Raw genomic sequence first — 24,628 nt, forward strand, 5'->3', positions numbered from 1 at the left:
ACCCCCTCCGGCCCGACCGCGCCCCTACAGGTCCACCGTCCCGCCGCAGCGCCAGTACCGCGACCGGTCGCGCTCCATGAACCCCTCGTCCACCAGGCCGTGCCGCAGCACCGCCAGGTCCGCGCTGAACCCCGCCAGCACCGCGTTGACCTCGGCCTCCGTGTACCGGACACCCGGCTCGAAGGCACGCGCCACCTGGTCGAACAGCACCAACCGCTCGGCGCGGCGCACCGGAAGCGCGGTGATCCGGCCGTGCGGCATGTACTTCCTCAGCACCTTCCGCCGCTCCCGCTCCGACAGCGGTTCCTCCCACACCGGAGACGCCCCCCTTCTCAGCGTCCGCGCGACAGCATCCCGTGCACGACCCGCTCGACCCGTTCCGCCGCCCGTTCCGGGTCGATCGGCTGCAACGCGTAGGAGACCGTCAGCCGCACCGCCACGTCCGCCACCGACTCCGCCAGCGACGCGTCCACCCACGGGCAGCGCTCCCCCACCCGCCACGCGATCCGCTCCCCCAGCACGTCCAGCAGCGGCGCCGACCTCGTCGTGAGCACCGGCAGCAGCTCCCGGTCACCGGTCACCACCGCCCGCAGCAGCGGGTTGTCGCGCGCGTTCAGCAGGATCAGCCGCGTCGCCCGGCTCACGGCGTGCGCCGGATCGTGCTCCTCCGTCTCCAGGAGCCGCACGACCGTGTCCAACAGCCCGTTGACCTCGCGCACCACGATCGCCTGGAGGAGCCCCTCCTTGCTGCCGAACACGTTGTACAGGGTCTGTCTGGACACCTTCGCCGCCGCCGCGATGTCGGCCATCCGCTGTCCCTGCCACGCCCCGGCCACGATCTCGGCGTAGGCGGCGTCCATCAACCGCTCCCGCGCCGACATCCCCTCGGCGTGCCTGCGTCCGCTCGCGGTCTCCATCCCCCCATCCTCCCACCGAACGGTCCCGGCGCCCCGTCCTCCCGGACCCTCCGGCGGCCCCGGTGTGACTAACACTCTGGTCACGCGGGGGTGCCCCCATCGCCACCGGCGTCCCGGGCCGGGTAGCGTTACCGGCCATGGCGTCCTTTGACGATGATCTGCGGCTGGCCCACGTGCTCGCCGACGCTGCCGACGACCTCGCGCTCAAGCGGTTCCGCGCGCTCGATCTGGTGGTCGACACCAAACCGGACCTGACCCCGGTGACCGAGTCCGACCGCCTGGTCGAGGAGACCCTGCGCGGTGTGCTCTCGCGCGCCCGCCCCCGGGACGCGGTCCTGGGCGAGGAGTACGGCAAGACCGGCAACAGCAACCGTGTGTGGGTCATCGACCCCATCGACGGGACGAAGAACTACGTCCGCGGCGTCCCCGTCTGGGCGACCCTGGTCGCGCTCCTGGAGGGCGACCGGCCGGTCGTCGGCCTGGTGTCCGCCCCGGCCCTGCACCGCCGCTGGTGGGCCTCCAGGGGCGGCGGCACCTGGACCGGACGCGGCCTGTCGAAGGCCACCCGCTGCCACGTGTCCAAGGTGTCGGAGCTCGCCGACGCCTCGTTCAGCTACTCCTCGCTCACCGGTTGGGAGGAGCGCGGTCTGCTCGACTCCTTCCTCGGCTTGACCCGCTCGGTCTGGCGCACGCGCGCCTACGGCGACTTCTGGTCCCACGTGATGGTCGCCGAGGGCGTCGTGGACGTGGCAGCCGAGCCGGAGCTGTCGCTCTGGGACGCCGCGCCGCTGCCGATCATCCTGGAGGAGGCCGGTGGACGCGCGACCAACCTGCGCGGTGGGGACTTCGAGGACGGCGGACCGCTGGTGTGCAGCAACGGTCTGCTCCACGACTCCGCTCTGACCTGGCTCAACGGCGGCCCCGCCCCCGTCCGCTAGGGCGTGTCCGCCACCCGGGGCCGGTGAGCGCCCGACCGACGACCGTCACTTTCCACACCCAAATCCTCACCCCGGGTAGTAATCTGCCGGGTGTGCTGACCACGACACCCCTGAGCGCCGCGCTCCGCCGCGCCGCCGCCCTCCTCGCCCCCGCCGCGGCCCTCGTCTCGGCCGCCGCCTGCGGTGGCGGACACGGGTACACGCCCGAGGAACTCGACGCGATGATCGCCGACCAGGTGCGCGCCTCCGCCTCGTCCGAGCCCACGGCCCTCCCCGACACCGTGTTCGACCCCGACACCTTCATGTGCTCCCCGGCCGTCGACTCCCCCACCCCGGACACCTGGCGGACCAAGGCGCCGCGTACCGACGTCTCCCCCGGCGCCCCCGTCCGGTTGGGCCTGCTGGCCGCCGAGAGCACCGGGGTCACCGGGGTGACCGTGACCGTCCTGGCCCCGGACGGTTCCTCGTCCTCCGCCGACGCCACCCTCTCCCCGGGGTCCTGGTCCCACGTCGACTACCCCGAGGACTTCACCGCCCCCGCCGAGGGGGCCACCGTGGCCGCCCCCACCGATGGTGTCCATACCGTTATCTGGAGCGACAGCGCCTCCGGCGCCCCGCTGACCTGTGACGGTTTCTCCGTCGGCTGACCCCCGACCGGTTCCGCCGCCCCCTGCGGCCACACACCCGGTCCCGCCGTGAACCGAAACTCCTCTTCCCTTCGTTGGGTGTCGTGAAACCACCCGATTCACGCGGGCCCGGCCGCCCCGACGGCGCCGGGCCCCACACACGGGAAGGGGCCGAATGCTACGTTCCCTCACAGCCGGGATCGTGCTCGCCTTCACCGGTTCCCGGGCCAACATCGCCCGGACCATCCTGTCCTGCGCCGGTGTCGTCGTCGGTGTCGGCGCGCTGATCCTCGTGGTCACGGGCAGCGACTTCGGGCAGCGCTACGCCGTCGCCTACAGCGAGATCCAGGGCGGACGCGCCGCGACCCTCCAGGTCGAGATCAACGGCGACGTCACCGACCGCGACGCCCTGGAGGAGGACCTGTACCGCGCCGGCGGCGAACAGGTCTCGCTCTACCAGATGCCGAGCGGCGCCGTCCGCGTCCGCTCCGGCGGCGCCGACGTGCCCGACGTGGAGATCCGCGGCGTCGACCCCGAACTCGGCGACATCCGCCGCATCACCATGACACGGGGACGCTGGTTCACCGAGGCCGACCGCGAGTCCCTCGCCCCCGTCCTGGTGGTCAACGAGTCCCTCGCCGCCTCGATGGGCGATCTCACCCGGGTGCAGATCGGCACGGACCGGTGGGTGGACGCCCGCGTCGTCGGTGTCATCGCCGACTCGGGTATGGACTTCACCTGGCAGAGTGCCTACCTCCTGCGTTCCCCCGCCACCGAGGAGATCCTCTTCGCCCCGCCCGACTCCGAGGAGGCGCCACAGGAGGGGTTCGGGTTCTACGGCGGCTCGAACGCCTACGTCGTCCGGCTGGACCCGGACCACCCGGGGGTCGAGGACTACGGAGAGGGGTTCTCCGAGTCGCTGCGGACGGTCGCCTGGCGGTGGGGGGTCGAGGACCCCCAGAACGCGATCTGGAGTTACCGCGCCGACAGCGCGGAGATGCTGGAGGAGCCCCTGCTCTACATGACCTGGGGTCTCCTCGGCATCGCCTTCATCACCCTCGGCACCGGTCTGCTCGGCGTGCTCAACGTCGGGCTGGTCACCGTGCGCGAGCGCCGTCGCGAGCTGGCCACCTACCGCGCCCTGGGCGCGTCCAGGTTCACGCTCTTCGTGGCCGTGGTGATGGAGGCCGTGGTCGTGTCGGTCGTGGCGGGGATCGTCGCCCTCGCCGGGTGCTGGGCGCTGGCCGCCCTGGGATCGGCGGTCGTCACCGAGCTCGACCTCGTCCCGCCCGGCGTCGACCTGCGCGTCCCCCCGAGCGGTGTGCTCCTGGGGCTGGGCAGCGCCGCGGCCGTCGGACTGTTGGCCGGGATCATCCCCGCGGCCCGGGCGCTGCGCGCGTCCGTCGTCGCCGGACTCCGCGAGTAGGAGACTCAAGATGAGCAAGAAGAAGTGGATCATCGCCGGTACCGGGCTCGTGCTCCTGGCGGGGCTGGGCGGCGGCGCCTACGTCATGCTGCCGCGGGTGCTCGGCGGTGTCGGCGGCCCGGAGGTCCCCGTGGAGCAGGCCGCCCTGGAGGCGAGCGTGCCGTTCACGGTGGAGCTGGGCTCGGTCAGCTCGGTGATGGTGCTGGACGCCACCGTCCGGGCCGCCCCCGGCGAGGACGTCGCGGCGCGGAACGGCGGCACCGTCACCCGTGTCTGGGTGGGCGACGGCGCCCCGGTCGAGAACGGCGCCCCGATCGTGACCCTGTCCGTTCCGAACACCACGGCCACCGGCGGGGAGGGGGCCGAGGCCCCCGCCGCACGCGAGGTCACGCTCTACGCGCCCCGCACCGGTGACGTCTCCGGAATCGGCGACCTGCGCGACGGTGACGTCGTCGAACCGGGGGCGGTCGTGGCGACGGTCGCCCCGGACGAGTTCTGGGCCGTGGCGTCAGTCCCGTCGAACGACCTGTACCGTTTCGGCGGCGAGCCCCGCGACATCGAACTGAGCATCGACCAGGGTCCCGCGCCCACCACGTGCGAGTTCGTCTCCCTGGGCCCGGCCGAGCGGGGCGGCGGGGGCGCCCCCGCCGAGGACGGCGAGGACGCTCGGGGCGGCGGAGGCGGCACCGAGCTGGTCTGCCGTGTCCCCGCCGGCGTCGAGGCGTACGAGGGCGTGACGGGGAAGCTGTCGGTCGCCGTGGAGGACGTCTCCAACGTCATCGCCGTCCCCGTGACCGCCGTGCGCGGCGCCTCCGACGAGGGCGAGGTCGTGGTCGTGGCCGAGGACGGTTCCCGACAGACGCGCGAGGTCGCCCTGGGTGTGTCCGACGGTTCCCTGGTGGAGGTCACCGAGGGTCTCAGCGTCGGGGAGCAGATCCTGGACCCGGTCCCGCTCGACCCCCGGTTCGACGTTCCCGGGGACCCCGAGGAGGAGTTCGCGGAGGACGAGTACTTCATGGAGGGCGAGTAGATGTCGGTCGACACACCCCTTCCGGAGGCCGCACCGCCGGCGGCCCAGACCTCCGAACTCCTCCGTGTGGAGGGTGTGACCAGGCACTTCATGGTCTCGGGCACGCGTATCGACGTCCTGTACGACTGCACGTTCCAGGTGGCGCGCGGCGAGGTCGTGGCGATCGTCGGCCAGTCGGGATCGGGCAAGTCCACCCTGCTCAACCTGCTCGGCCTGCTGGACCGGCCGAGCGGCGGCAGCTACGTCTTCGACGGCGTGGACACCACCCGCCTGGGCGAGGGCCGCCGGTCCCGGCTGCGCGGTGAGGGCATCGGCTTCGTCTTCCAGCAGTTCCATCTGTTGGAGCGGCGCAGCGCCCTGGCCAACGTGGGCGTGCCGATGGTGCTGGGCGGGGTGCCCGTGTTCCGCCGCCGCGCCCGCGCCCGCGAACTGCTGGAGTCCGTCGGTCTGGGGCACCGCCTCGACTCGCAGCCGCACCAGCTCTCCGGCGGCGAGCAGCAGCGTGTGGCGCTGGCGCGGGCGCTGAGCCGGGAACCCGCGCTCATCCTCGCCGACGAACCCACGGGCGCCCTGGACGCCGCGAGCAGCCGGATGATCATGGACCAGCTGCTGGCCCAGGCCGAGCTGCGCGGCGCGGCGGTGGTCGTGGTGACCCACGACCCCAAGGTCGCCGAGCGGGCCGACCGCGTGGTCGAGCTCGTGGAGGGCCGCACGCGCTGACCCTCCGACCACCGGCGTCGGGTCGCGGTCTCCCGGGAGGCCGCGACCCGACGTGTTCTCCCGGCGGCGGACGGAAATCGGCCCCGACTCTTTCCGGCATTTCCCCGCCGCGGTGGTTCCGGGCGAGATTTCCGCTCAACCGCAAAAGGCCGGTGCGGAGGGAAACTGTGTTTCCGACCGCACCGGCCTCGGTGGTAGCGGGGACAGGATTTGAACCTGCGACCTCTGGGTTATGAGCCCAGCGAGCTACCGAACTGCTCCACCCCGCGTCGTTGATCCCTATTCTAGGGCCTTATCGCCCCGGGTGGCAAATCGGTTTTTCCTGAGGAACGACCGATGGGGATCCACCCCGGTCCGACCTCGCGGCCCGACCTTCGGTAACCGTATCAGGACTCGCGCCCTGGATCGACCACCGCCGACTTCCACCCGTTCGGAATGCATTCCGATCCCCGCCGGAGCGGGGCGGTGAGTGAAAAGCACCGGACCCGGAATTTCTCCCGGGCCCGGCATCACTCTCGGGGGTCTGGAGGGCGACCTCCAGAAAAATGCGACAAGCCGGTGTGGAAGGAGGGTCACCCTCCGACCACACCAGCTCTTCGCTGGTAGCGGGGACAGGATTTGAACCTGCGACCTCTGGGTTATGAGCCCAGCGAGCTACCGAACTGCTCCACCCCGCGTCGTTGTGTTCTCAACAGTAGCGTGTCCGCGCCGTGAACCCAAATCGACGCCGCGAGACGTGGGCCACCCCGTTCCGGAGGCGGTCCGACGCCGGCGGGGCGGAGCCCGAAGGCCCCGCCCCGTCGACCGGTCACCCGAACCCCGCGCGGGGTCGGGAGACTACTCGTTCAGCGCCTCCTCGATCGCCTCCAGGGCCTCCCGGAGGTCCTCGTTGGCCCGCTCCTGGTTCTCCTGCGCCTCCTCCCATGCCTCGACGGCCTCGTTCAGCGCGTCGGTGAGCGCCTCGTTGCCGGAGGGCTCGTCGGCGGGCTCGTCCGCGTCGCCCTCGGCGGGCTCCTCGTCCTCGGCGGGCGCCTCCGGGTCGGGCAGCGGCGCCTCGCCCTCACCGAAGAGGTTGTTCAGCGCCTCCTGGAGGTTGCCGCCGATCGCGACGTCCTCACCGAAGCCGACCATCACCTGCTGGAGCAGCGGGAAGGAGGCCGCACCGCCGCCACCGGCCTGGACGTAGAGCGGCTCGACGTACAGCAGACCGCCCGCGAACGGCAGGGTCAGCAGGTTGCCCCGCGTCACCTCGGCGTTGGACTGCTCCAGCGGCAGCAGGACCTCGCGGACCGCCGCGTCGGAGTCGAAGGCGTTCTGCATCTGGCCGGGACCGAAGTTGACCGTGCTGCGCGGCAGCTCCAGCAGTTGCAGCTGGCCGTAGTCCTCCGAGCCGGGGTCGCTGTTGACCGCCATGAAGGCCGCGAGGTTCTCGCGGTTGCGCGGGACGAACGTGGTGGTCAGCGAGAAGCTGGGCTCGTCGTCACCCGGGTAGTTGATCGTCTGGCGGTACGCCGGCATCGGGGCGTCGTCCCCGGTGGTCGGGTCGGCGGGGACCGTCCAGAAGTCCTGACCGCCGTAGAAGGCCTCGGCGTTGGTCACGTGGTACTCGCGCATGATCTCGCGCTGCACCTTGAACAGGTCGTCCGGGTAGCGGACGTGCTGGAGCAGCTCCTCGCTCATCTCCTCCCGGGGCTCCACGATGCCCGGGAAGGCGCTCATCCACGTCTGGAGGACCGGGTCCTGCTCGTCCCACGCGTACAGCGTGACGGTGCCGTCGTAGGCGTCGACGGTCGCCTTGACCGAGTTGCGGATGTAGTTGACCTCGTTGCCGGGCAGCGCGCCGACCTGCTGCGCCGTACCGTCCGTGAACGTGTCGGTGACCGCCTGGTTGAAGTCGATCGGCTTGGCGTACGGGTAGCCGTTGGACGTGGTGTAGGCGTCCACGATCCACTGGACCCTGCCGTCCACCACCGCCGGGTAGGGGCTGCTGTCCACGGTCAGGAAGGGGGCGACGCGCTCCACGCGCTCCAGCGGGTCGCGCTCGTAGATGATGCGCGAGTCACTGGTGATGGCGCTGTTGAGCAGGATGTTCGGTTCCTGGTACTTGATCGCGTACAGGATCCGGTCGAAGAAGCTGCTCAGCTGGACGCCGCCGCTGCCCTCGTAGCGGTTGTAGGCCTGGGACCCGTCGTCCTCGGTGCCCTCGTCACCGCCGTTGCCGGCGCCCTCGCCGCCGTCGGCGCCCTCGTCCTGGGCGCCCTCCTCGGAGCCGCCCTCGGTGTCGGAGTCGGACGGGGCGCGGGCCTCGTCCGGTTCGGGGCTCTCGGTGGGCTCCAGGGCGTCCTCCAGGGTGGGGACCTCCTCGGTCTCCTCCTCCGGGTCGACCGGGTGGTCGTACTCGCGCTCGGCCTGGACGATGACGTACTCCGCGCCCTCGCGGCCGTAGTAGATCCGCGGCTCGTACTCGCCGGTGACCTCGCTCAGCTCGCCCCGGGGCGGGATGTTGTACTCGGTGAAGACCGGGCGGCCCTCGGCGTCGATCAGGTTGCCCGCGGCGGCGACCATGCCGTAGCCGTGGGTGTAGATCAGGTGCCGGTTGAGCCAGTTGTCCTGGTCGGCGGGCGGCCCCTCCAACTCGCGGACGGCGACGATGGTGTCGATCAGGTTGCCCTCGGCGTCCGGGTACCGGTCGACCTCCAGCACGTCCGGGAACTCGTAGAAGCCGCGGACCTGCTGCATCTGCTGGAAGGTCTGCGAGATCACGGACGGGTCGGCCAGGCGGACGCTCGGGATCGTGTCGGCCTCGGCCGCCAGCTCCTGCGGCGTCAGCTCGGTCGTGGCGTCGTAGCTCTCCACCTCGGCGTCGGCGATGCCGTAGGCGGCGCGCGTGGACTCGATGTTGCGCTCGATGTAGGGCTCCTCCAGGCGCAGCTCGTTCGGCCGGACCTGGAAGCGCTGGACGATCTCGGGGTAGGCGACGCCGACCAGCACCGCGGACAGGACCAGCAGACCGAGGCTGGCCATCGGGACCATGGTGTTCTTGAAGTAGATGTTGGCGAAGAACAGCAGGGCGCAGATGACGGAGATGACGGTGAGGATCGTCAGGGCCGTCTTGACCGCGTTCACGTCCGTGTAGGACGCGCCGAAGGTGTAGCCGCGGTCGGAGAAGACCAGGCCGTAGCGGTCCAGCCAGTACGACCCTGCGCGCAGCAGCACGAAGACGCCCAGGAGCACCGACAGGTGCACCCGGGCGGCGGGGGTGGCGCGCTGGCCGCTGTCGTTCTGGAGGCGCACGCCCCCGTACAGGTAGTGGACGATGACCGCGGCGATGAACGCCAGGATGACCGCCGCGTACACGTAGCCGAGCAGCGTGCGCACGAACGGGTAGACGAACGCGAAGAACCCGATGTCATTGCCGAACTCGGGGTCGGCGACGCCGAAGTCGGTCGCGTGCACGAACTGGAGGTAGGACCGCCAGTCACCGCTGGCCGCGGCTCCGGCCAGGAGGGCGAGTGCGCCGACCGCGATCCAGAAGAACAGTTTGCGGTGCGGGTCGATCGACTGCCGGTAGCGGTCGAGCCCCTGCTGCTCCAGGCTCATCGGCCGCACGCCGGGCCGGGAGCGGTAGGCGAAGAAGATGCTGGCGCCGACGATGACGGCCATGACCAACGCGGAGACGGCGAACAGCAGCACGCGCGTCCACAGCTCGGTCAGGAACACCGTCGTGTATCCGACGGAGCTGAACCACTTGAAATCGGTCCAGAAGTTCGCGGCGAGCGCCAGGCCCGCGATGATGACGACCACGGTCGCCGCGACAGGCGCGAGCAACCTTGATCGGCGAGGCATACGCGCAGGTGGTGCGCCGGGCGATCGGAAGCTCACGCCTCCCCCTCGTTCTGGCTTGTAGATGCGTTCGGTGCGCGTGTGGCGCCTTATTACTGAGAACTTATTCGGAGGACGCCGGGTTCCCGAAATCCCCCCGTCCGGGTGACGAGCGAGCATCGTTGGGGTATCGGACCGGCAACCGGCGCGCCCAAGGTGACCCTACTGTCCGGGATCGGGACCGGCGAGGCTCCCGCATCGGTCACCATGGGAGTGTGTCGAACATTCGCGAAGCCGTCATGGACCTGGAACGCCACGCCGCCGAGCAGGGGTGGGACCGGCCGCTGGGCCTGTACGCCCTGGTGCCCACCGCCGAGCTGCTGAAGGCGGAACCGGCCCTGGCCGATCTGCTGGGGATCGACTCCCCGGTCGACCCGGAGGAGCTGACGCCGGTCGAGCAGGAGCCGCTCCCCGACGACGTCCCCCTGGAGGAGGCGCTGGGCCGCATCCTGTGGCCGGAGGACGTGGCCGGGTGCGCGCTGGTCATGGAGCGCCTGGTGGTGAAGGGGTCGGACGAGACCCTGACCGTGGGCGAGGACCCGGTCTCCTCCGGCCGGGAGACCGAGGAGATCCGGATGGTCGCCGGGGTGCTGCGGGACGGGTCGCGCCACTGCGCGATGCGGATGCGCAGCCACGACAGCGAGGCCGAGGTGCTCAGCGGGGCCGACCTGATCCCGGCGCTGACCTCCGCGCTCGCGCTGACCCTGGACATCGACGAGGACGGTCGGGCCGAGAACGGCTGAGCCCTGTTTGCTTCGGTCCTGTGCTCGGCTTCGGACCGTCCCGGGCGGGGGGGGGACCTACTCCAGGCCCTCGCAGCGGGGCAGTGCGCCCTCGCCGGTCCGGATGGTCTCCAGGGCGTCGACCGCGTCGTCGAGCGTCTCCACCCGGACCACCTCCAGCTCCCCGTAGGCCGCCGAGTCGGCGACCTGGTCGCAGCTGTCGGCGGCCACGAGGAAGTACTCGGCGCCGTCGCGCCGGGCGCTGACCATCTTCTGCGGGATGCCGCTGATTCCGCCGACCTGGCCGTCGGCGCTGATGGTGCCCGATCCGGCCACGCGGGCGCCGCCGGTCAGGCTCTCCTCGCTGAGCCGGTCCATGATGCCGAGCGCGAACATCATCCCGGCGCTCGGCCCGCCGATGTCGCCGACGGAGATCTCCACGTCGATCGGGAACTCCGTGTCGTCGGTGATGAGGATGCCGACGGCGGCCGTGCCGTCCTGGCCCTCCGCCGTGGTGATCTCGACCTCGACGGTCTCGCCGTCCCGGTCCAGCACCATCTCCACGACGTCACCGGGCTCGCGCGCGCTCACCGCGTCGACGACCGCCGCGCTGCCCACGGCCCGTTCGCCGTCGCCGGTGTCCGTGGGGACGGGCTCGCCGTCGATCTCGACGATGACGTCACCGGCCTGGACCAGACCGTCGGCGGGCATGTCCTCGACGGTGTCGGCGACCACCGGGACCGCCTCGTAGCCGATGCCGAGCTGGCCCAGCGCGGCGGCGGTCGCGTCGGTCTGGGAGTCGTTCATCTGGACGGTCTGCCGCTCGCTGACCTCCTCGGGCGTGCGGTCGGCCGGGAAGAGCAGCTCCTCGGGCATGACCGCGTTGCTCGGCGAGAGCCAGGCGGTGAGGACCTCCAGCGCGCTGAGCCGCCGCTGCGGGCCGCCCGCGTACTGGATGGTGACCATGGAGAGCGCGCCGTCGTGCTCGTAGCTCTCGGCTCCCTCGATCCGGATCACCGGGCCGTCCTCGAACTCGCCCACGGTGTTCACCGTGACGCCGGGGGTCGCCACGATGTAGGGCATGGGGAGGTGGAGGCTGCCCAGGGCCAGCCCCACGAGCAGGACGAGGGCGACGACGAGGGTCAGGACACGACGAAGCATGCCCATACCCTACGGCCCGTGCGGAACCCCGCCGCGCGCCCGGTCTCCTCCGGCAGGGGCGGCTACGGCGTCCCGACCCACTCGTCCTGACCGTCCTCGAAGGACTGGTGCTTCCAGATCGGCACCTGTGCCTTGAGGTCGTCGATCAGGCGGCGGCAGGCGTCGAACGCCTCCTGCCGGTGCGCCGCGGCGGCGGCCACGACCACCGCCGCGTCCCCGATCTCCAGGTCCCCGACGCGGTGGACGGCCGCCAGTTTCACCACCGGCCGTCCGGGGACGGTGGTGCTGGCGAGCACCTTCTCCATGACGGCGCGCAGCCGCTCCTCCACCGAGGGGTGCGCCGAGTAGGCCAGTCGGGCGACGTCGCGCCCGTGGTCGTGGTCCCGGACCGTGCCGATGAACACGGCGGTTCCCCCGGCCTGGGGGTCCGCCACGGCGGCGAGGACCTCGTCGACGGACAGGGGCGTGTCGCGTACGGCGGCGAGAGTGATTTCTTGCACGCTTCGACGGTACCAACCCCGACCTGCCCGGTCCCGGGGTCGGGCCAACCCCTGTGGGGTCCTCCATGCCGGTGGGGGGCGGTCTCGTCGTCGGGCACGAATCCGGGGGCGCGCCCGGGGTCCGGCGCTCAGCCGCGGCCGCGCCGGCGCAGATGGCGGATGGCGGCGGCGGTCCCGATCGCGGCGGCGGCGGCCCCGGCCGCGCCCGCGGCGGTGATGGTGACCTCCTTGGCGCCCAGCTCGCGGCCCACCAGCGCGGGTTTGCCGCTCCGGTACTCCAGCAGGGCGGTGAGCACCTCCCCGTTGCCGTAGCGGGGTTTCCAACCGGCCTCCCGCAGGGTCCGGCAGTCCACCACGCAGGGGTAGACGAGGTGCTTGAGTTCGCCCTCCGCGGCCGGGGTGATCCTCGCCTGGTGCAGGCGGCGGATGGCGCCGAAGGCCAGGTTGGCGGTGACCTCGAAGGACTTCATGCCCGCGATCTCCTCGACCTCCTCCTGGGAGAGGGAGCCCTCGCTGGCGACGGTCACGACCCCGTCGGCGCCCTCGACGCCGTGCAGGGCGCACAGCTCCAGGGCGCCGGCCAGGTCGTCGACGTGGCAGAACTGCCAGCGCTGTTCGTGGCCCTTGACCGTGAGCAGGCGGGGGGCGGAGAAGTGGCGGCTGAGCAGGGTGTCCAGGCCGGGGCCGACCAGCGGCGCGGGGCGGACGACGGTCACGGACAGGCTCGGGTGCGCCCGGCGGGCGCGTTCGACGAGTGCCTCGATCTCCGCGAAGTCGCCGGTCAGCCCGGCGCTGTTGTCGGACACCCGCGGGGCGTCCTCGGGCAGCGGCACCGGGTTGTCGGGGGCCGCGCCGTAGACCATGGTGCCGGTGACGAGGATGACGCGCGGCACGCCCGAGGCGGCGGCGGCCGTCAGAACCGTCTGGGCGGCGCGGACGTTGTGCTGGCGGCGCTTGGCGGGTTTGGTGTCCAGGGAGCGGTCGTCGGCGGTGTGCACCAGGACGTCGATGCCGTCGAGCCGCGAGACCAGCCCCGGGTCGCACACGTCGGCGATCCGCCAGGTGACGCCGTCCAGGTCGGAGAACTCGTCGTCGATCGCCACGACCTCCCGGGCGGCCACGGAACCATTCCGCTCGGCCAGGCGTTGCACGAGGAGCCGACCCACGCCGGAGGCGGCGCCGGTGACCGCGACCACCGGGCCCGCGCCTTCGGACGGGCTGTGCTCTGGGCGAACCTGGCTGCTTTCGGTATTCACTCCGGGCGACTCCCAGCTAACGTGACAGTGGAGACCAAACCTAATCCTGCCTGAGGTCTGATTGTGAGCGACCTGCCATTCGGTTTCAGCATGCCGAACGATCCCGATGACGAGTCCGGACGCCGCTCTGGCGACTCCGGCTCGGGTGCCGGCAGCGGCCGCCCGGGCGGGGGAGACTCCGGAACGCCGAGCGACTTCCCGTTCGGCGACCCACAGCAGATGGCCAACATGCTCCGGCAGTTCGCCGACATGATGTCCGCCCAGCCGGGCCCGGGCGGCTCCGGCGGCGCGTCGTCGCAGTCGGGGATCAACTGGGACATGGCCAAGAACATCGCGCGGCACACGGTGTCCCAGCACGGTGACCCGAGCGTGCCGCCGCACGACTACGCCAAGGTCGAGGAGGCGCTCCGCCTCGCCGACCTGTGGCTCGACCAGGCTACCGACCTGCCGTCGGGGATCCACACCGCCCAGGCGTGGAGCCGGTCGGAGTGGATCGAGCGGACGATCGACTCGTGGGCGCAGCTGTGCGACCCGCTGACGTCCAAGACCGTGCAGGCGATGGGGCAGAACCTGCCGGAGGAGATGCGGTCCGTGGCCGGTCCGCTGCTGGGCATGGTCCAGCAGATGGGCGGCATGATGGTCGGCCAGCAGGCGGGGCAGGCCATCGGGGAGCTGGCGCGTGAGGTGATCGGCACCACCGACATCGGTCTGCCGCTGGCCGGTGAGGGCAACGCGGCCCTGCTGCCGCCCGGTGTGACCAGGTTCGGCGAGGGGCTCCAGATCCCCGAGGACGAGGTGCGGCTGTACCTGGCCGCGCGCGAGGCGGCGGTGCACCGCCTGTACTCGCACGTGCCGTGGCTGCGCTCGCACGTGTCCCGGCTGGTCGAGGAGTACGCGTCCGGGATGTCGTTCGACGTCAGCGGTCTGGAGGACAAGCTCGGCGGGATCGACCTCACCAACCCGGAGGCCCTCCAGGAGGCGCTGTCCGGCGGGGTGGGCGGCGAGAGCCTGTTCCAGCCGGAGGACACGCCGCAGCAGAAGGCGGCGCTGGCCCGCCTGGAGACCACGCTGGCGCTGATCGAGGGCTGGGTGGCCACGGTGGTGTCGGACGCGGTGTCCGAGCGGCTGCCGCAGGCGGGGGCCCTGGCCGAGGCGACCCGGCGGCGCCGGGCGACCGGCGGGCCCGCCGAGCACACGTTCGCGGCCCTGGTGGGACTGGAACTGCGTCCGCGGCGGCTGCGGGAGGCGTCGGCCCTGTGGACCGCGCTGGAGGAGGCTCGCGGTATCGAGGGGCGCGACGCGGTGTGGCAGCACCCGGACCTGATGCCCACGGGCGCGGACCTGGACGACCCGGACGCGTTCGTCAGCGGCGGCGGGGAGTTCGGGGACGCCGACTTCGACATCTCGAAGCTGACCGGTGACGCGGACGGCGCGAAGGACGAGGAGAAGAAGGACGAGGGCGACGACCGCGGAGAGGACGCCTAGTGTCGTTGCACGCGGACGCCCGGGCGGTGCTGGGCGCGTGGAGCGCGCCCGACGCCCGGCAGGAGGAGCTGCGCCGGTCGTACCTGGAACACCTGGACGCGCACGAGGACGCGATGTGGCGGGAGTGCCTGCCGGGTCACGTGACGGCGAGTTCGGCGATCATCTCGGCGGACGGTTCCCGGGTGGCGCTGGTGCTGCACGGTATCCACAACCTGTGGTTGCAGACCGGCGGCCACTGCGAGCCCGGGGACGCCACGCTGGCCGGGGCGGCGCTGCGGGAGGCGACCGAGGAGTCGGGGATCGAGGGGATCACCCTGTTGCCGACCCCGGTCCGGCTGGACCGGCACGCGGTTCCGTGCGGGGGCGGGAGTCACCACCTGGACGTGCAGTTCGCGGCGATCGCGCCGCCGGACGCGGTGCTGGTGCGGGACCCGAACGAGTCGAACGACCTGGGCTGGTTCCCGGTCGACGAGGTGCCGGAGCCGTCGGACGAGCCGTGTCGGGCGCTGGTGCGCGCGGCGGCCTCGGCGGTGGCCGAGCATCTGCGCGCCGGGCGGGCGACCAGGGCCTGAGGTCCACGGAAGGGTCCCCGCTCCGGATGGCCGGAGCGGGGCCCGTTTCGTCCGCCGTCACCGTCAGTCGAACAGGTCCTCGGGGCGGTCGACGGCGACAGCCTTGGGAACCCACTTCTCCAGGGTCTCCAGGTCGGTGCAGGACTCGATCCGTTCACGGACCTGGTCGGGGACGGTGAAACCGCGCTCCTGGAGGATCACGATCACGTTCCGGGCAGCCTCCTGCGTTCGGCCCTCCTCGCGGCCGATGCCGACGTACTTGCGGGCGAAGTCGCTCTGCCATTCCCAGGTGTCCACGGCCATCAGGTCCTCCATGTGCTTCTGGGCGGCCTCGCCAAGACCAGCCATAACGTAGTCATAGTAGAACGCGCGGCGATCAGGGTCGATGGAGTCCAGGGCCTCCATCAGCGCGTCGAGGGTCGCGGGGTTGGCGTCGCCGTGCGCCCTGGCCGAGAGAACGGCGAGTTCTGGGAACTCACGCGCCCGTCGTGCGTCGACGACGACGGGTGTGGCGGACGGGCCGATCACCAGAGGCGACAGGACGAAGCCCGGGTGACCGATGTGGATGGCCTCCGCGCACGTGCACGCCATGCCGTCCGTGGGGCACAGGACGAGCAGGATCGCCGGGCACCCCAGGCGTGCGTAGAGGGTGACCAGATAGGCGGGCCAACTCGACTTCTTTCGGCTGTCCGCCCGGTGCTGACGCTCGACCACCACGGCGAGGACGTGCTCGGTGCCGTTGCGGAGCACGACGGCACCGTCGCTGTTCCACTCCTTCGGGTCGCAGTTGGTCAGGACGGATGACGTGAGCACCGTTTCGGTGTGCGGAGGTGGGTCGATCCCCAGGGACTCCTGGAGGAGGACCGGCACCATCTCGGGCAGGTTCTGGATGATCCGCAGCGGGATCTCGTGTTCTCGGCTGGGCACTGGGCTCCTTGAGGGGGAGCGGTCGTGGGTCGGGGACCCCACGGCCAGGGTGGTCGAATCAACTGATGAGAGTGGGACATCCGTATCCGCACGGCCCTCTCAGGGCGTGGCCAGGAGGTCGCCGACGGGGACACGCGGGGCCGGAACGGTCGACGGCGCGGGCGGAGGAACCGGGGTCTTCGGGGCCGAAGGCGTGGACGGAGCACTCCAGGAGCGAAGGCGCGCGGTCGCGCGGGCCTGGACGCGGGCGAGTTCCCGTTCGTGGGCTACGTAGTACGGGCGCACCAGGGCGACGTCGTCGGCGACGGGGGCTGCCGTGGTCGGGGCGGTGAGGGACACCGGAGCGGCGGGGCGGTTCGGACGCACGGTCGGCCTGGGCGGGGTCGGTGCGGCGGCCCGCTCGGGGAGCGGCAGCGGTGCATAGGGGCGGACCCGGGTGGAACGGCGCCGCCGCGCGGCGGCGGAGTGGCGTCCGCGGGCGGGGGTGAGCAGGGCTTTCGCGTAGGCCCTGGCCATGGCGATGAGGGCAGCGGTAAACTTGCGCACGCTGGCAATTTCCTTTCCTTGAAAGATTCTTGCTTGCTGGCCACGACCCCGGGCGGTGTCTAACCGTCGCGGGGTCTTCTGAATTCGTCGTGCGCGAAGAGAGTAGGGCCTTTTCTTGCTCCGCGCACCTGCTACTGAAAAGTAGTCACAGGACTTCCGAAATGTGCGACTTTCCACCCGAGCAATATGAGGGGAGAAGTCCGCTTTCAACGCCTTCGCTTCCTCCGGGGCAGCGGCGGCAGTCGCGGCCGGGGAACGACGGAGACGGGGCGCGGCCGGAATCGGGCCGGGGCCGGATACGCGCACCCGAGACGTCCTGCCAACCCCGCGCGGGTCGCGATCACCTCGTTCACGACGGCCTCGGCGAACTCGCGGTCCATGTACATGCGGTCGCCGCTGCCGTTGAGCCACGTGTAGCAGTCGAACCCGGTCACGGTGATCTCGCAGCGCCCCAGGTACTCGCAGCACGTGAGGGTGGGAATGGGATCGACGGAGAACCAATGGGATTTGTCGGACATGGTGGTGTCGAGACCACGTCGCGTGAATTCACCCTGGAGTTCCCTCAGGGCACGGATGATTTCCTCCATGACCTCATGCTGCGACCCCGATTTCGTGTTGCGCGAGCAAGCGTCATGTATCCCCAACGACATAGCGCACAACGGAACGGCGTTGATAAAAGTTGGAGCATGACGGAACACGCCTTCCCCTCACACCTGGCGAAGGGGCGCGAAATCGCGGGCCTCACACAGCGACAACTGGCCTCCCGCGTCGGCGCGGCGGCCAGCAGCATCTGCCGTTGGGAGTCCGGAAAGTCCACTCCACGCAGAGACACCGTGCACCGCCTGGACGACGTGCTCGGGATGCGGGGGCGCCTGGTGCGTGTGTGGGAGCTGGATACCAGTGGGACCGCACTCGCGCCCTGGATGCGGGACATCGAGCGGCTGGAGGAACGCGCCGAGACCATCGAACTGGTGTCACCGCTGATGGTTCCAGGAACCTTGCAGTCACCCCGGTACGCGCGCTTGGTCTTCGAGGAGGGGCTGGCCGGGTCGGACCGCGAGATCGAACGGTTGGTGGCGCACCGCTGCGGACGCTACGAGTACCTGCGCGCGAAGAACAACCCCGTCATCACCGCGATGTTTCCGGCCACCGCACTGAGCTGGACCCCGGACGCCGTCAAACAGGAACAAGTTGCACATTTGATGACGCTCGCCGCAAACGGGAAGGTACGCGTCAATCTCGTACCAGAGGGGACCCTTCTCATCGGAGTGACGAGTCCCTTCATCATGTTCCACCTACCCGGAGGGGACAAGGTTGCTTCGTCCGATCACGTTGCCGGTAACGTGCTCCATGAGGATTCCACCGGGTATGACCGCCTGCACGGCCTGGTGAAGCGCGCTCTGGAATGCGCCCTCCCCGCCCGGCAGTCATTGCAGGTACTAGGAGATCTACTGTGAACGACTGGCACAAGTCCAGCTACAGCCACTCGGGGGCGCAGTGCGTGGAGGTACGGGAGCACCCGACGGGCGCTGACGTTCGCGACACCCAGAACCGCGACGCGGGCCACCTGACCTTCCCCCGGAACGAATGGCAGGCCCTGGTCACCCTCGCCCAGCGCGCCTGACCCCCGGCAGGGGCCGTACCGGGTCGTCCCGGTACGGTCTTCACCCCGATTGAGCGCGGTCAGTCCTCGGCCGCGACCCCCGCGGTGTCCTCTTCCTCCTCGGGCACCTCGCTCTGGTCACAGGGCTCCAGGCGGGACGCCGCGCTGAACCCCTCCAGGTAGCCGCGGGCGCGCTCGGTCCTGGGATAGCGCCGCACCAACTCCCAGAACTCACGCCCGTGGTCGGCGTGGAACAGGTGCGCGAGCTCGTGGACGAGCACGTAGTCCAGCACCCACGAGGGCATGCCGACCAGCCGTCGGGAGATGCGGATCGTTCGGGTCTCGGGGGTGCACGAACCCCAGCGCGCGTTCTGGTTGTCCACCCAGCGCACCGACTCGGGCAGCTCCGTCCCGCCGAGGAACCGGTGGGCCAGCTCCAACGCGCGCTCGTGCAGCTCGCGGTCGCCGGAGTGGCGTCGGCCCTCACGGGCCTCCAGCCGTTGCAGCATCCGTCCCACCCAGCGCTTTTCCTCAGCGCGGGAGAACGTCGCGGGCACGAGGACGACCGTGGTGTCCCCGTCCCGGTAGGCCGACACCGTGCGTCGACGACGAGGACTGCGGCGTACCTCGACTTTGGTGTTCGAGGGCACGAACTTTACGGTAGCCGAGCCGGGCCCCGTAGCACAGGTGTGTCTTGTGGAGATTTGTCTGTCGGTTCCGTGATGGACGGATGACCTGACGCGCACGGAAAGCCCTACGGTGTGGCGGATTCCACCCCGATCAGGGCGACACCGCGGCCGGTGGGAGCAGCACACGGGCGTTCGGCGCGACGGTTCCATGATCTGTTCGCAACACAAACGAGACCGGACGGTGATCCCACCCGAGGGTCACCGCCCGGCCCCACACCGCGCGTGAGTGATCAGGTGGAGGGCCTACCGTCCGTCGCCCTCCCACCGGTCAGCCGTGCGTCAACACAGCCTGGACCACGCCACTTCCATGAGCGCCTCCTCCAAACGGCGCTCCTGCCGCTGACGCGCGCGCAGCTGGCGGGCTCCGAGCCGGAGGTCCTCCCGGCGACGGGGGTCGACTTCCGCGCTCTCGACCACGCGCATGATTTCCTGGATCAGCATCATCGTTCTTCGTTCCTTCGTGGGACGTGTGTTCGGGATCGGGGTGGGGGTCAGGCGGCGACCGGGGCGGGGTTCTTCCGGGGGCGGCCACGCGGACGCTTGCGCGCCACGACCTGACCGGCGACGAGCAGCTGCCCGCCCCAGACGCCCCACGGCTCCTTGCGCTCCAGCGCGTCCGCCAGGCACTGCTCCTTGACGGGGCACGAGCCGCACACGGCCTTGGCGGCCTCGACGTCGGCGGGGGCCTCGGCGAAGAACAGGTCGGGCTGGAGTCGGCAGGGAACTTCGGTCTCACCCAGCCAGGGCGTTTGCAGGACCGACGCAAGCATCGGTGCCCTCCAAGATCTTTGTTCGTTTCGTACAACGCGGTCGGTGCTTGCTTCACCGGACGAGTCCGGTGCGGGACCTGGACTTGCGATGCCGCCGAGGCCGTCCACCGCCCCTGGGGGACGGAGTCCGACTACGGAGATACAAAGAAAGCCGCGGCCCCTGAGTGGGGTCCGCGGCCACGGTCGAAACTCTCGGCCTGTCCTGCTCTAGGCCGGAGTCCTCCGTGGACACTTACCCACTGCGCCGTAACGGCGCGGGGTGGTTTCGGCGTGGTTCGCCAGCGGCTCGCCCCAAGCCAGGGCCAGCTCGCGCTCAGCGCAGACACGTCCGCCGGTACGGGTATCGCCCTTGGCGGCCTGGAGCGCGAGGGGCTGGGAGCCCCGGGAACCAGTCATGCCGAGGAAGCCGCCGAGGCCGCTCTCGCGACCGCCGGCGATGGCGTTACCGGTGGTGGTGAACTCGCCGAACACGGCGTTGGCGTCACGGTGACCAGCCGAGGCGGTGCCCTGGGCAACGATCACCGGACGCTGACGCGAAGGCATGGCGAAAACAGCGACGAAGCCGGTGGACTGCGTGGTGTTGCTCATCAGATTGGGCACCTCCTTCACGGTCGGGCGGCAGGGTCTCGCACCTGCGCCGGGGGCGGTCATGACGACGATGTACAGACTATGGGGTGGCCGCGAAAATCAGCAACCTATTTTTGACCTGCGAAAACGTCCGCATCCGGCCACGGGTGCGAGGGAATGCCGACGGGCTCCGGAGTGTTGCCGCGCGGCCGCCGGACGGGGTTTCGGCGCACCGCGAGCCGGGCCATGCCACGACCGCCACGTGCACGACTCCACCCCTCGGTGATAGGCATTCACCTGGGTCCATGACAGAGTGTCATGGAAAAGGCACCGAAGGAAGTGACATGCGACGAACCGCCGCAGTACTCGGAACGCTCGCCGCGACGGCCGCGCTCACCCTGGCCGCGACCGCACCCGCCACCGCCGCGCCGACCCACCGGAGCGCGGCCGACGGAACGCTCGTCCTTTTCCTCAGCGGGGGGAACTTGGTGGAGTACGAGGACCCCGTCGGCTGCATCACGACCCCCGAGGGTCCCACGGCGCTCTTCAACGACACCAACCGCCGCGTCTACGTGTCCACCACGTCGTGCGCCTTCCACCCCCGCGTCGTCGACAGCGTGCCCGCCGGGGGCCTGGACTCGCTGCCCGGCGACACCGGGAGCCTCATCGTCTGGAGCTAGGGCGCGTTCCGCCCCCGGCCGACGCGGCGTGGGGGCGGCCGCCGGGGACGACCCCGGACCGCGGGTCGTTCCACGGGGCTCCGGCCGGGGTCCCGCCGTCCGCCCCGTCACGAGGAGTCGACGTGCGTCGATCAGCCACCGCGCTCAGCGCCCTCGCCGCCGCGGCCGCGCTCACCCTGGGTACCGCCGCACCCGCCGACGCGGCCACGGGGCGGCTGGTCTTCCTCACCTCCGGCGGAGGCTCCGTCGTCCACGACGATCCCGTCCGCTGCGTCGACCTCCCGGAGGGCACCTGGGCGGTCCGCAACGGCACCGACGCCTACGTCACGCTGAACAGCGCGCCCTGCGCCTACTCCGCCCAACTCGGCATCAGCAGCACCCTGCCGCCCGGCGCGGGCCTCCCGGTGGACCGGGTCTTCACCGCGAGCGTCCGCGTCCCCGAGGACTAGCGGCCGGGGCGGGGCGGGGTCAGGCCCAGCCCTCGGCGTCGACGACGCGGATCAGCCCCTCCTGCACGACCGAGCACACCAGCTGCCCGTCGCGCGTGTAGACCAGCCCGCGCGCCAGCCCCCGCGCGCCCTGCGCGGTCGGCGCCTCCTGGGCGTACAGCAGCCACTCGTCGGCGCGGAACGGCCGGTGGAACCACATCGCGTGGTCGAGGCTGGCCATCGAGATCCCGGCGAACGATCTCCCGTGTCTGAGCAGGACGGTGTCGAGCAGGGTCATGTCCGAGGCGTAGGTCATCAGGCACACCTGCGTGAGCCGGTCGTCGGGGAGCTTGCCGTCGACCTTGAGCCACACCGGGTTGCTGGCCGTGCGCAGCTGCGGGTTCCGCTCGGCCTCGAAGGACAGCGGACCCACCGGGCGCAGCTCGATCGGGTGCCACCGGACGAACCCGGGGACCTTCCCGAAGGCCTCCTGGAGCCGCTCACGCGTGCTCGGCAGGTCCTCCGGCGGCGGGACGTCGGGCATCGGGATCTGGTGGTCGAGCCCCGGCTCCTCCTTGTGGAAGGAGGCCGACAGCGTGAAGATCGCCTTGCCGTGCTGCACCGCCACCACACGGCGGGTGGTGAACGAACGCCCGTCGCGGACCCGGTCGACCTCGTACACGATCGGCACCCGGGGGTCGCCGGGGCGGATGAAGTAGGCGTGCAGGGAGTGCACGTGCCGCTCGGCGGGCGCCGTGCGGCCCGCCGCCACCAGCGCCTGGCCCGCGACCAGACCACCGAAGACGCGCTGCGGCCCCTCCTCGGGGCTGCTCCCCCGGAAGATGTCGTCCTCGATCCGCTCCAGGTCGAGTACCTCCAGCAGATCGGCCAGGGACTGACCGCCGCCCTCGACCTCCGCGCGCTCATCCATCGACCGGCTCCTCCCCGTCCTCGGCCACGACGTCCGCACCCTCACCGACCGCCTCGGCCCCTTCCAGGACGTCGGCGGGGTCGGCGCCCGCGACCAGCGCGAGTACGGCCTCACCGTAGCGGTCGAGCTTGGCCTGGCCGACACCGGACACGGCGGACAACTGCGCGAGGCTCGACGGCTCCTGCTCGGCGACGGCCTGGAGGGTGGCGTCCGTGAAGACCACGTACGCGGGCACCTTCCGCTCCCGGGCGGCGGCCCGACGCCATTCGCGCAACCGCTCCAACAGCGCCTCATCGTAGCTGGAGGGGCAGCCCAGGCAGCGGCCCAGCTTCCGCTCGGCCGCGTCGGCGAGGGTCACCCCGCACACCCGGCAGCGCACGGGGCCGCCCCTGCGGCGTTCGTTGCGCCGCCCGGACGTGGACGGGGAGGCGGGCCGCAACCCGTCCAGGAACCGCGAGGGCTTGCGGGTGCGACGGCCGCCCGGGGAGCGGGCCAGCGACCACGACATGGACAGGTTCCGGCGCGCACGGGTGACCCCGACGTAGAACAGGCGGCGCTCCTCCTCGACCTGCTCGTCGGTCTCGGCGTAGATGATCGGCATCATGCCCTCGGTGAGCCCGACCAGGAACACCGCGTCCCACTCCAGGCCCTTGGCCGAGTGCAGTGAGGCGATCGTCACCCCCTCGAAGCCGGGGGCGTGCTCGGTGGCCATGCGGGCGTCGAGCTCCTCGACGAAGTGCGCCACGGTCGCGGGCCCTCCGTCGGGCGCGGGCACGGCCGCCATGTCCTCCGCGAGCTGGGCGAGCGCCGACAGCGACTCCCACCGTTCCCGGGCCTGGCGGCCCTCGGGGGCCTGGTCGGTCAGCCCGAGCGGGCCCAGCAGCTGGCGGACGGTGCGCACGAGCGGTTCACCGTCCTCGTCGGCGGCGCCGTGCCGGGCGCCGCGCAGGGTGTGGACGGCCTGCTTGATCTCGGGACGCTCGAAGAAGCGCGCGGTGCCGCGTACGGTGAACGGCACCCCCTCGTCGGAGAGGGCCTGTTCGTAGGCGGCCGACTGGGAGTTGGTGCGCACCAGGACGGCGATCTCGCTGGCCGGGGTGCCCTGTTCGATGAGCAGGCTGATCTTGCGCGCGACCCCGGTGGCCTCGGCGGGCTCGTCGTCGTACTCCTGGTAGATCGGATCGGGGCCGTCGGGCCGCTGGGCCTGGAGGGTGAGGTGGCCGGTGCTGCCGCGCGCCTGTCCGATGACGTGGTTGGCCACCCGCACGACCTGGGGGGTGGACCGGTAGTCGCGGACGAGTTCGACGACGGTGGCGTGCGGGTAGCGGGCCGCGAACCCGGTCAGGTAGGCGGGGGTGGCGCCCGCGAAGGAGTAGATCGTCTGGCTGGGGTCGCCGACCACGCACAGGTCGTCGCGGTCGCCGAGCCAGGCGTCGAGCAGCAGCTTCTGGAGCGGGTTGACGTCCTGGAACTCGTCGACGACGAAGTACCGGTACTGGTCGCGGACCCGCTGGGCGATCGCCGGGTACTCGGTGATCATGCCCGCGGTGAGTTCGAGCATGGACTCGAAGTCGAGGAGGTTGTGCTCGCGGCGCAGCTCCTCGTAGGCCTCGAACACCCGCGCGACCTCTCCGGCGGGCATCGGCGGCTGGCGGCCCGCCTTGGCGACGGCCTTGTCGTAGTCGGTGGGACGGACCTGGGTGACCTTGGCCCACTCGATCTCGCTGGCCAGGTCGCGCAGGCCGGTGGTGCCCTCGGGTTGGAGGCCGACGGAGTGGGCGGCGCGCGAGACCGCCTTGATCTTGCTCTCGATCAGGGTGGGCAGGGGGCCGCCGATCACCTGCGGCCAGAAGTACGACAGCTGGCGCATGGCCGCGGCGTGGAAGGTGCGGGCCTGCACGCGGGGGGCGCCCAGGCCGCGCAGGCGGCCGCGCATCTCCCCGGCCGCGCGGACGGTGAAGGTGACGGCGAGGATCTGCTGCTCGCCGACGACGCCGCTGGCGACCGCGTGCGCGATCCGGTGGGTGATGGCGCGGGTCTTGCCCGTCCCGGCGCCGGCCAGGATGCACACGGGCCCGCGCAGGGCACGTGCCGCCTGGGTCTGCTCCGGGTCCAGTCCCTCCAGGACGCGGTCGGGATCCATGCTGCTCCTGCGTGTGGTCGGGGCGTATGGGGCGCTGCGGCCGGAGGCCGTCCGTCGCGGGTGGTGGGCCGCCCGACGCGCGGAGCGCCCCGCGGGCGACGGGCGGGCC

General features: G+C 71.3%; 27 protein-coding genes and 2 tRNA genes. 12 read left to right on the forward strand and 17 right to left on the reverse strand.

What is annotated here, in order from left to right:
- Positions 1-24: 24 nt before the first annotated feature.
- Positions 25-315 (reverse strand): DUF2087 domain-containing protein, encoded by a 291-nt coding sequence (locus DVR05_RS01645; RefSeq protein WP_116244006.1) that lies wholly within the window; start codon positions 313-315, stop codon positions 25-27.
- Positions 316-332: 17 nt separating this feature from the next.
- Entirely contained in the window at positions 333-917 is a 585-nt protein-coding gene (locus tag DVR05_RS01650) for a TetR family transcriptional regulator (RefSeq protein ID WP_116244007.1), read from the reverse strand.
- 137 nt (positions 918-1,054) lie between these two features.
- Here DVR05_RS01650 and hisN point away from each other — a divergent pair, with 137 nt between their 5' ends.
- The 5 genes from hisN to DVR05_RS01675 all read left to right on the forward strand — a co-directional run bounded on the left by hisN (position 1,055) and on the right by DVR05_RS01675 (position 5,657).
- Positions 1,055-1,855 (forward strand): histidinol-phosphatase, encoded by an 801-nt coding sequence (gene hisN / locus DVR05_RS01655; RefSeq protein ID WP_116244008.1) that lies wholly within the window; start codon positions 1,055-1,057, stop codon positions 1,853-1,855.
- Positions 1,856-1,947: 92 nt separating this feature from the next.
- The gene (locus tag DVR05_RS01660) at positions 1,948-2,502 is read left to right on the forward strand and encodes a hypothetical protein (RefSeq protein ID WP_116244009.1); all 555 of its coding nucleotides are present in this window, start codon (positions 1,948-1,950) and stop codon (positions 2,500-2,502) included.
- A 154-nt stretch (positions 2,503-2,656) separates the two neighbouring features.
- On the forward strand, positions 2,657-3,907 hold the full coding sequence (locus tag DVR05_RS01665; protein WP_116244010.1) for an ABC transporter permease: 1,251 nt from the start codon (positions 2,657-2,659) through the stop codon (positions 3,905-3,907).
- Between the two features lie 10 nt (positions 3,908-3,917).
- Positions 3,918-4,937, forward strand: a complete 1,020-nt coding sequence (locus DVR05_RS01670) for an HlyD family efflux transporter periplasmic adaptor subunit (RefSeq protein ID WP_116244011.1) — start codon at positions 3,918-3,920, stop codon at positions 4,935-4,937.
- Positions 4,938-5,657 (forward strand): ABC transporter ATP-binding protein, encoded by a 720-nt coding sequence (locus DVR05_RS01675; RefSeq protein WP_116244012.1) that lies wholly within the window; start codon positions 4,938-4,940, stop codon positions 5,655-5,657. It begins immediately after the preceding gene.
- Positions 5,658-5,849: 192 nt separating this feature from the next.
- Here the strand turns inward: DVR05_RS01675 and DVR05_RS01680 are convergent.
- The 3 genes from DVR05_RS01680 to DVR05_RS01690 form a co-directional block, all read right to left on the reverse strand.
- Positions 5,850-5,926: transfer RNA gene (locus DVR05_RS01680), tRNA-Met, on the reverse strand.
- 331 nt (positions 5,927-6,257) lie between these two features.
- Positions 6,258-6,334: transfer RNA gene (locus DVR05_RS01685), tRNA-Met, on the reverse strand.
- A gap of 160 nt (positions 6,335-6,494) precedes the next feature.
- Positions 6,495-9,461, reverse strand: coding sequence for a UPF0182 family protein (locus DVR05_RS01690; protein WP_116244013.1), 2,967 nt, complete (start codon positions 9,459-9,461; stop codon positions 6,495-6,497).
- A 293-nt stretch (positions 9,462-9,754) separates the two neighbouring features.
- Here DVR05_RS01690 and DVR05_RS01695 point away from each other — a divergent pair, with 293 nt between their 5' ends.
- On the forward strand, positions 9,755-10,282 hold the full coding sequence (locus DVR05_RS01695) for a PPA1309 family protein (protein WP_232831923.1): 528 nt from the start codon (positions 9,755-9,757) through the stop codon (positions 10,280-10,282).
- A 57-nt stretch (positions 10,283-10,339) separates the two neighbouring features.
- Here DVR05_RS01695 and DVR05_RS01700 read toward each other — a convergent pair whose 3' ends face one another.
- From DVR05_RS01700 to DVR05_RS01710, 3 genes are all read right to left on the reverse strand, one after another.
- The gene (locus DVR05_RS01700; RefSeq protein WP_198658994.1) at positions 10,340-11,422 is read right to left on the reverse strand and encodes a PDZ domain-containing protein; all 1,083 of its coding nucleotides are present in this window, start codon (positions 11,420-11,422) and stop codon (positions 10,340-10,342) included.
- Positions 11,423-11,484: 62 nt separating this feature from the next.
- Positions 11,485-11,922 carry a molybdenum cofactor biosynthesis protein MoaE gene (locus tag DVR05_RS01705; protein ID WP_116244015.1) on the reverse strand — a complete coding sequence of 146 codons (438 nt, stop codon included), beginning with the start codon at positions 11,920-11,922 and terminating at the stop codon, positions 11,485-11,487.
- A gap of 128 nt (positions 11,923-12,050) precedes the next feature.
- Complete coding sequence (locus DVR05_RS01710) at positions 12,051-13,118, reverse strand: NAD-dependent epimerase/dehydratase family protein (protein WP_116244016.1); 1,068 nt, start codon at positions 13,116-13,118, stop codon at positions 12,051-12,053.
- Between the two features lie 123 nt (positions 13,119-13,241).
- Here DVR05_RS01710 and DVR05_RS01715 point away from each other — a divergent pair, with 123 nt between their 5' ends.
- Together DVR05_RS01715 and DVR05_RS01720 are read left to right on the forward strand one after the other, a co-directional pair.
- Positions 13,242-14,663: a zinc-dependent metalloprotease gene (locus DVR05_RS01715; RefSeq protein ID WP_116244017.1), complete on the forward strand. Its 1,422-nt coding sequence runs from the start codon at positions 13,242-13,244 to the stop codon at positions 14,661-14,663.
- Positions 14,663-15,235, forward strand: a complete 573-nt coding sequence (locus tag DVR05_RS01720) for an NUDIX hydrolase (RefSeq protein WP_116244018.1) — start codon at positions 14,663-14,665, stop codon at positions 15,233-15,235. The genes DVR05_RS01715 and DVR05_RS01720 overlap by 1 nt, the downstream gene beginning before the upstream one ends.
- A 63-nt stretch (positions 15,236-15,298) precedes the next feature.
- Here DVR05_RS01720 and DVR05_RS01725 read toward each other — a convergent pair whose 3' ends face one another.
- The 3 genes from DVR05_RS01725 to DVR05_RS01735 form a co-directional block, all read right to left on the reverse strand.
- Complete coding sequence (locus DVR05_RS01725) at positions 15,299-16,162, reverse strand: hypothetical protein (protein WP_116244019.1); 864 nt, start codon at positions 16,160-16,162, stop codon at positions 15,299-15,301.
- Positions 16,163-16,261: 99 nt separating this feature from the next.
- Positions 16,262-16,708, reverse strand: a complete 447-nt coding sequence (locus DVR05_RS01730; protein ID WP_116244020.1) for a hypothetical protein — start codon at positions 16,706-16,708, stop codon at positions 16,262-16,264.
- Between the two features lie 206 nt (positions 16,709-16,914).
- Complete coding sequence (locus tag DVR05_RS01735) at positions 16,915-17,226, reverse strand: hypothetical protein (RefSeq protein ID WP_157982372.1); 312 nt, start codon at positions 17,224-17,226, stop codon at positions 16,915-16,917.
- A 168-nt stretch (positions 17,227-17,394) separates the two neighbouring features.
- On the opposite strand from DVR05_RS01735, the gene DVR05_RS01740 reads away from it, so the two are divergent.
- The gene (locus DVR05_RS01740) at positions 17,395-18,165 is read left to right on the forward strand and encodes a helix-turn-helix transcriptional regulator (protein ID WP_116244022.1); all 771 of its coding nucleotides are present in this window, start codon (positions 17,395-17,397) and stop codon (positions 18,163-18,165) included.
- On the forward strand, positions 18,162-18,332 hold the full coding sequence (locus DVR05_RS01745) for a DUF397 domain-containing protein (protein ID WP_198658995.1): 171 nt from the start codon (positions 18,162-18,164) through the stop codon (positions 18,330-18,332). Before DVR05_RS01740 ends, DVR05_RS01745 begins: the two co-directional genes overlap by 4 nt.
- Before the next feature lie 59 nt (positions 18,333-18,391).
- Here the strand turns inward: DVR05_RS01745 and DVR05_RS01750 are convergent, their stop codons facing one another.
- The 4 genes from DVR05_RS01750 to DVR05_RS01760 all read right to left on the reverse strand — a co-directional run bounded on the left by DVR05_RS01750 (position 18,392) and on the right by DVR05_RS01760 (position 20,358).
- Positions 18,392-18,961, reverse strand: coding sequence for a M48 family metallopeptidase (locus DVR05_RS01750; protein WP_116244024.1), 570 nt, complete (start codon positions 18,959-18,961; stop codon positions 18,392-18,394).
- A 318-nt stretch (positions 18,962-19,279) separates the two neighbouring features.
- Positions 19,280-19,444 carry a hypothetical protein gene (locus DVR05_RS26480; protein WP_157982373.1) on the reverse strand — a complete coding sequence of 55 codons (165 nt, stop codon included), beginning with the start codon at positions 19,442-19,444 and terminating at the stop codon, positions 19,280-19,282.
- A 47-nt stretch (positions 19,445-19,491) separates the two neighbouring features.
- Positions 19,492-19,770, reverse strand: coding sequence for a WhiB family transcriptional regulator (locus DVR05_RS01755; RefSeq protein ID WP_017596888.1), 279 nt, complete (start codon positions 19,768-19,770; stop codon positions 19,492-19,494).
- Between the two features lie 207 nt (positions 19,771-19,977).
- Positions 19,978-20,358 carry a hypothetical protein gene (locus DVR05_RS01760; RefSeq protein ID WP_116244025.1) on the reverse strand — a complete coding sequence of 127 codons (381 nt, stop codon included), beginning with the start codon at positions 20,356-20,358 and terminating at the stop codon, positions 19,978-19,980.
- Between the two features lie 323 nt (positions 20,359-20,681).
- On the opposite strand from DVR05_RS01760, the gene DVR05_RS01765 reads away from it, so the two are divergent.
- Together DVR05_RS01765 and DVR05_RS01770 are read left to right on the forward strand one after the other, a co-directional pair.
- Positions 20,682-21,017 (forward strand): hypothetical protein, encoded by a 336-nt coding sequence (locus DVR05_RS01765; RefSeq protein WP_116244026.1) that lies wholly within the window; start codon positions 20,682-20,684, stop codon positions 21,015-21,017.
- 122 nt (positions 21,018-21,139) lie between these two features.
- Positions 21,140-21,466 carry a hypothetical protein gene (locus DVR05_RS01770; RefSeq protein WP_116244027.1) on the forward strand — a complete coding sequence of 109 codons (327 nt, stop codon included), beginning with the start codon at positions 21,140-21,142 and terminating at the stop codon, positions 21,464-21,466.
- A 19-nt stretch (positions 21,467-21,485) separates the two neighbouring features.
- On the opposite strand, the gene tesB is transcribed toward DVR05_RS01770, so the two are convergent.
- A complete protein-coding gene (gene tesB, locus DVR05_RS01775) occupies positions 21,486-22,376 on the reverse strand; it encodes an acyl-CoA thioesterase II (protein WP_116244028.1) in 891 nt (296 codons plus the stop codon).
- On the reverse strand, positions 22,369-24,519 hold the full coding sequence (locus tag DVR05_RS01780) for an ATP-dependent DNA helicase UvrD2 (RefSeq protein WP_116244029.1): 2,151 nt from the start codon (positions 24,517-24,519) through the stop codon (positions 22,369-22,371). The genes tesB and DVR05_RS01780 overlap by 8 nt, the downstream gene beginning before the upstream one ends.
- Positions 24,520-24,628: the final 109 nt, after the last annotated feature.

The sequence above is a fragment of the Nocardiopsis sp. FIRDI 009 genome, assembly GCF_003386285.1.
Lineage (GTDB): Bacteria > Actinomycetota > Actinomycetes > Streptosporangiales > Streptosporangiaceae > Nocardiopsis.

Bases quoted from the DNA above. Each gene is read 5' to 3' on its own strand.
- DVR05_RS01760 (WP_116244025.1), bottom strand. From the start codon at position 20,358: ATGAGCAACACCACGCAGTCCACCGGCTTCGTCGCTGTTTTCGCCATG.
- DVR05_RS01740 (WP_116244022.1), top strand. From the start codon at position 17,395: ATGACGGAACACGCCTTCCCCTCACACCTGGCGAAGGGGCGCGAAATC.
- DVR05_RS01665 (WP_116244010.1), top strand. From the start codon at position 2,657: ATGCTACGTTCCCTCACAGCCGGGATCGTGCTCGCCTTCACCGGTTCC.
- DVR05_RS01670 (WP_116244011.1), top strand. From the start codon at position 3,918: ATGAGCAAGAAGAAGTGGATCATCGCCGGTACCGGGCTCGTGCTCCTG.
- DVR05_RS01735 (WP_157982372.1), bottom strand. From the start codon at position 17,226: ATGTCCGACAAATCCCATTGGTTCTCCGTCGATCCCATTCCCACCCTC.
- DVR05_RS01675 (WP_116244012.1), top strand. From the start codon at position 4,938: ATGTCGGTCGACACACCCCTTCCGGAGGCCGCACCGCCGGCGGCCCAG.
- hisN (WP_116244008.1), top strand. From the start codon at position 1,055: ATGGCGTCCTTTGACGATGATCTGCGGCTGGCCCACGTGCTCGCCGAC.
- DVR05_RS26480 (WP_157982373.1), bottom strand. From the start codon at position 19,444: ATGATGCTGATCCAGGAAATCATGCGCGTGGTCGAGAGCGCGGAAGTC.
- DVR05_RS01780 (WP_116244029.1), bottom strand. From the start codon at position 24,519: ATGGATCCCGACCGCGTCCTGGAGGGACTGGACCCGGAGCAGACCCAG.
- tesB (WP_116244028.1), bottom strand. From the start codon at position 22,376: ATGGATGAGCGCGCGGAGGTCGAGGGCGGCGGTCAGTCCCTGGCCGAT.
- DVR05_RS01700 (WP_198658994.1), bottom strand. From the start codon at position 11,422: ATGCTTCGTCGTGTCCTGACCCTCGTCGTCGCCCTCGTCCTGCTCGTG.
- DVR05_RS01765 (WP_116244026.1), top strand. From the start codon at position 20,682: ATGCGACGAACCGCCGCAGTACTCGGAACGCTCGCCGCGACGGCCGCG.
- DVR05_RS01650 (WP_116244007.1), bottom strand. From the start codon at position 917: ATGGAGACCGCGAGCGGACGCAGGCACGCCGAGGGGATGTCGGCGCGG.
- DVR05_RS01755 (WP_017596888.1), bottom strand. From the start codon at position 19,770: ATGCTTGCGTCGGTCCTGCAAACGCCCTGGCTGGGTGAGACCGAAGTT.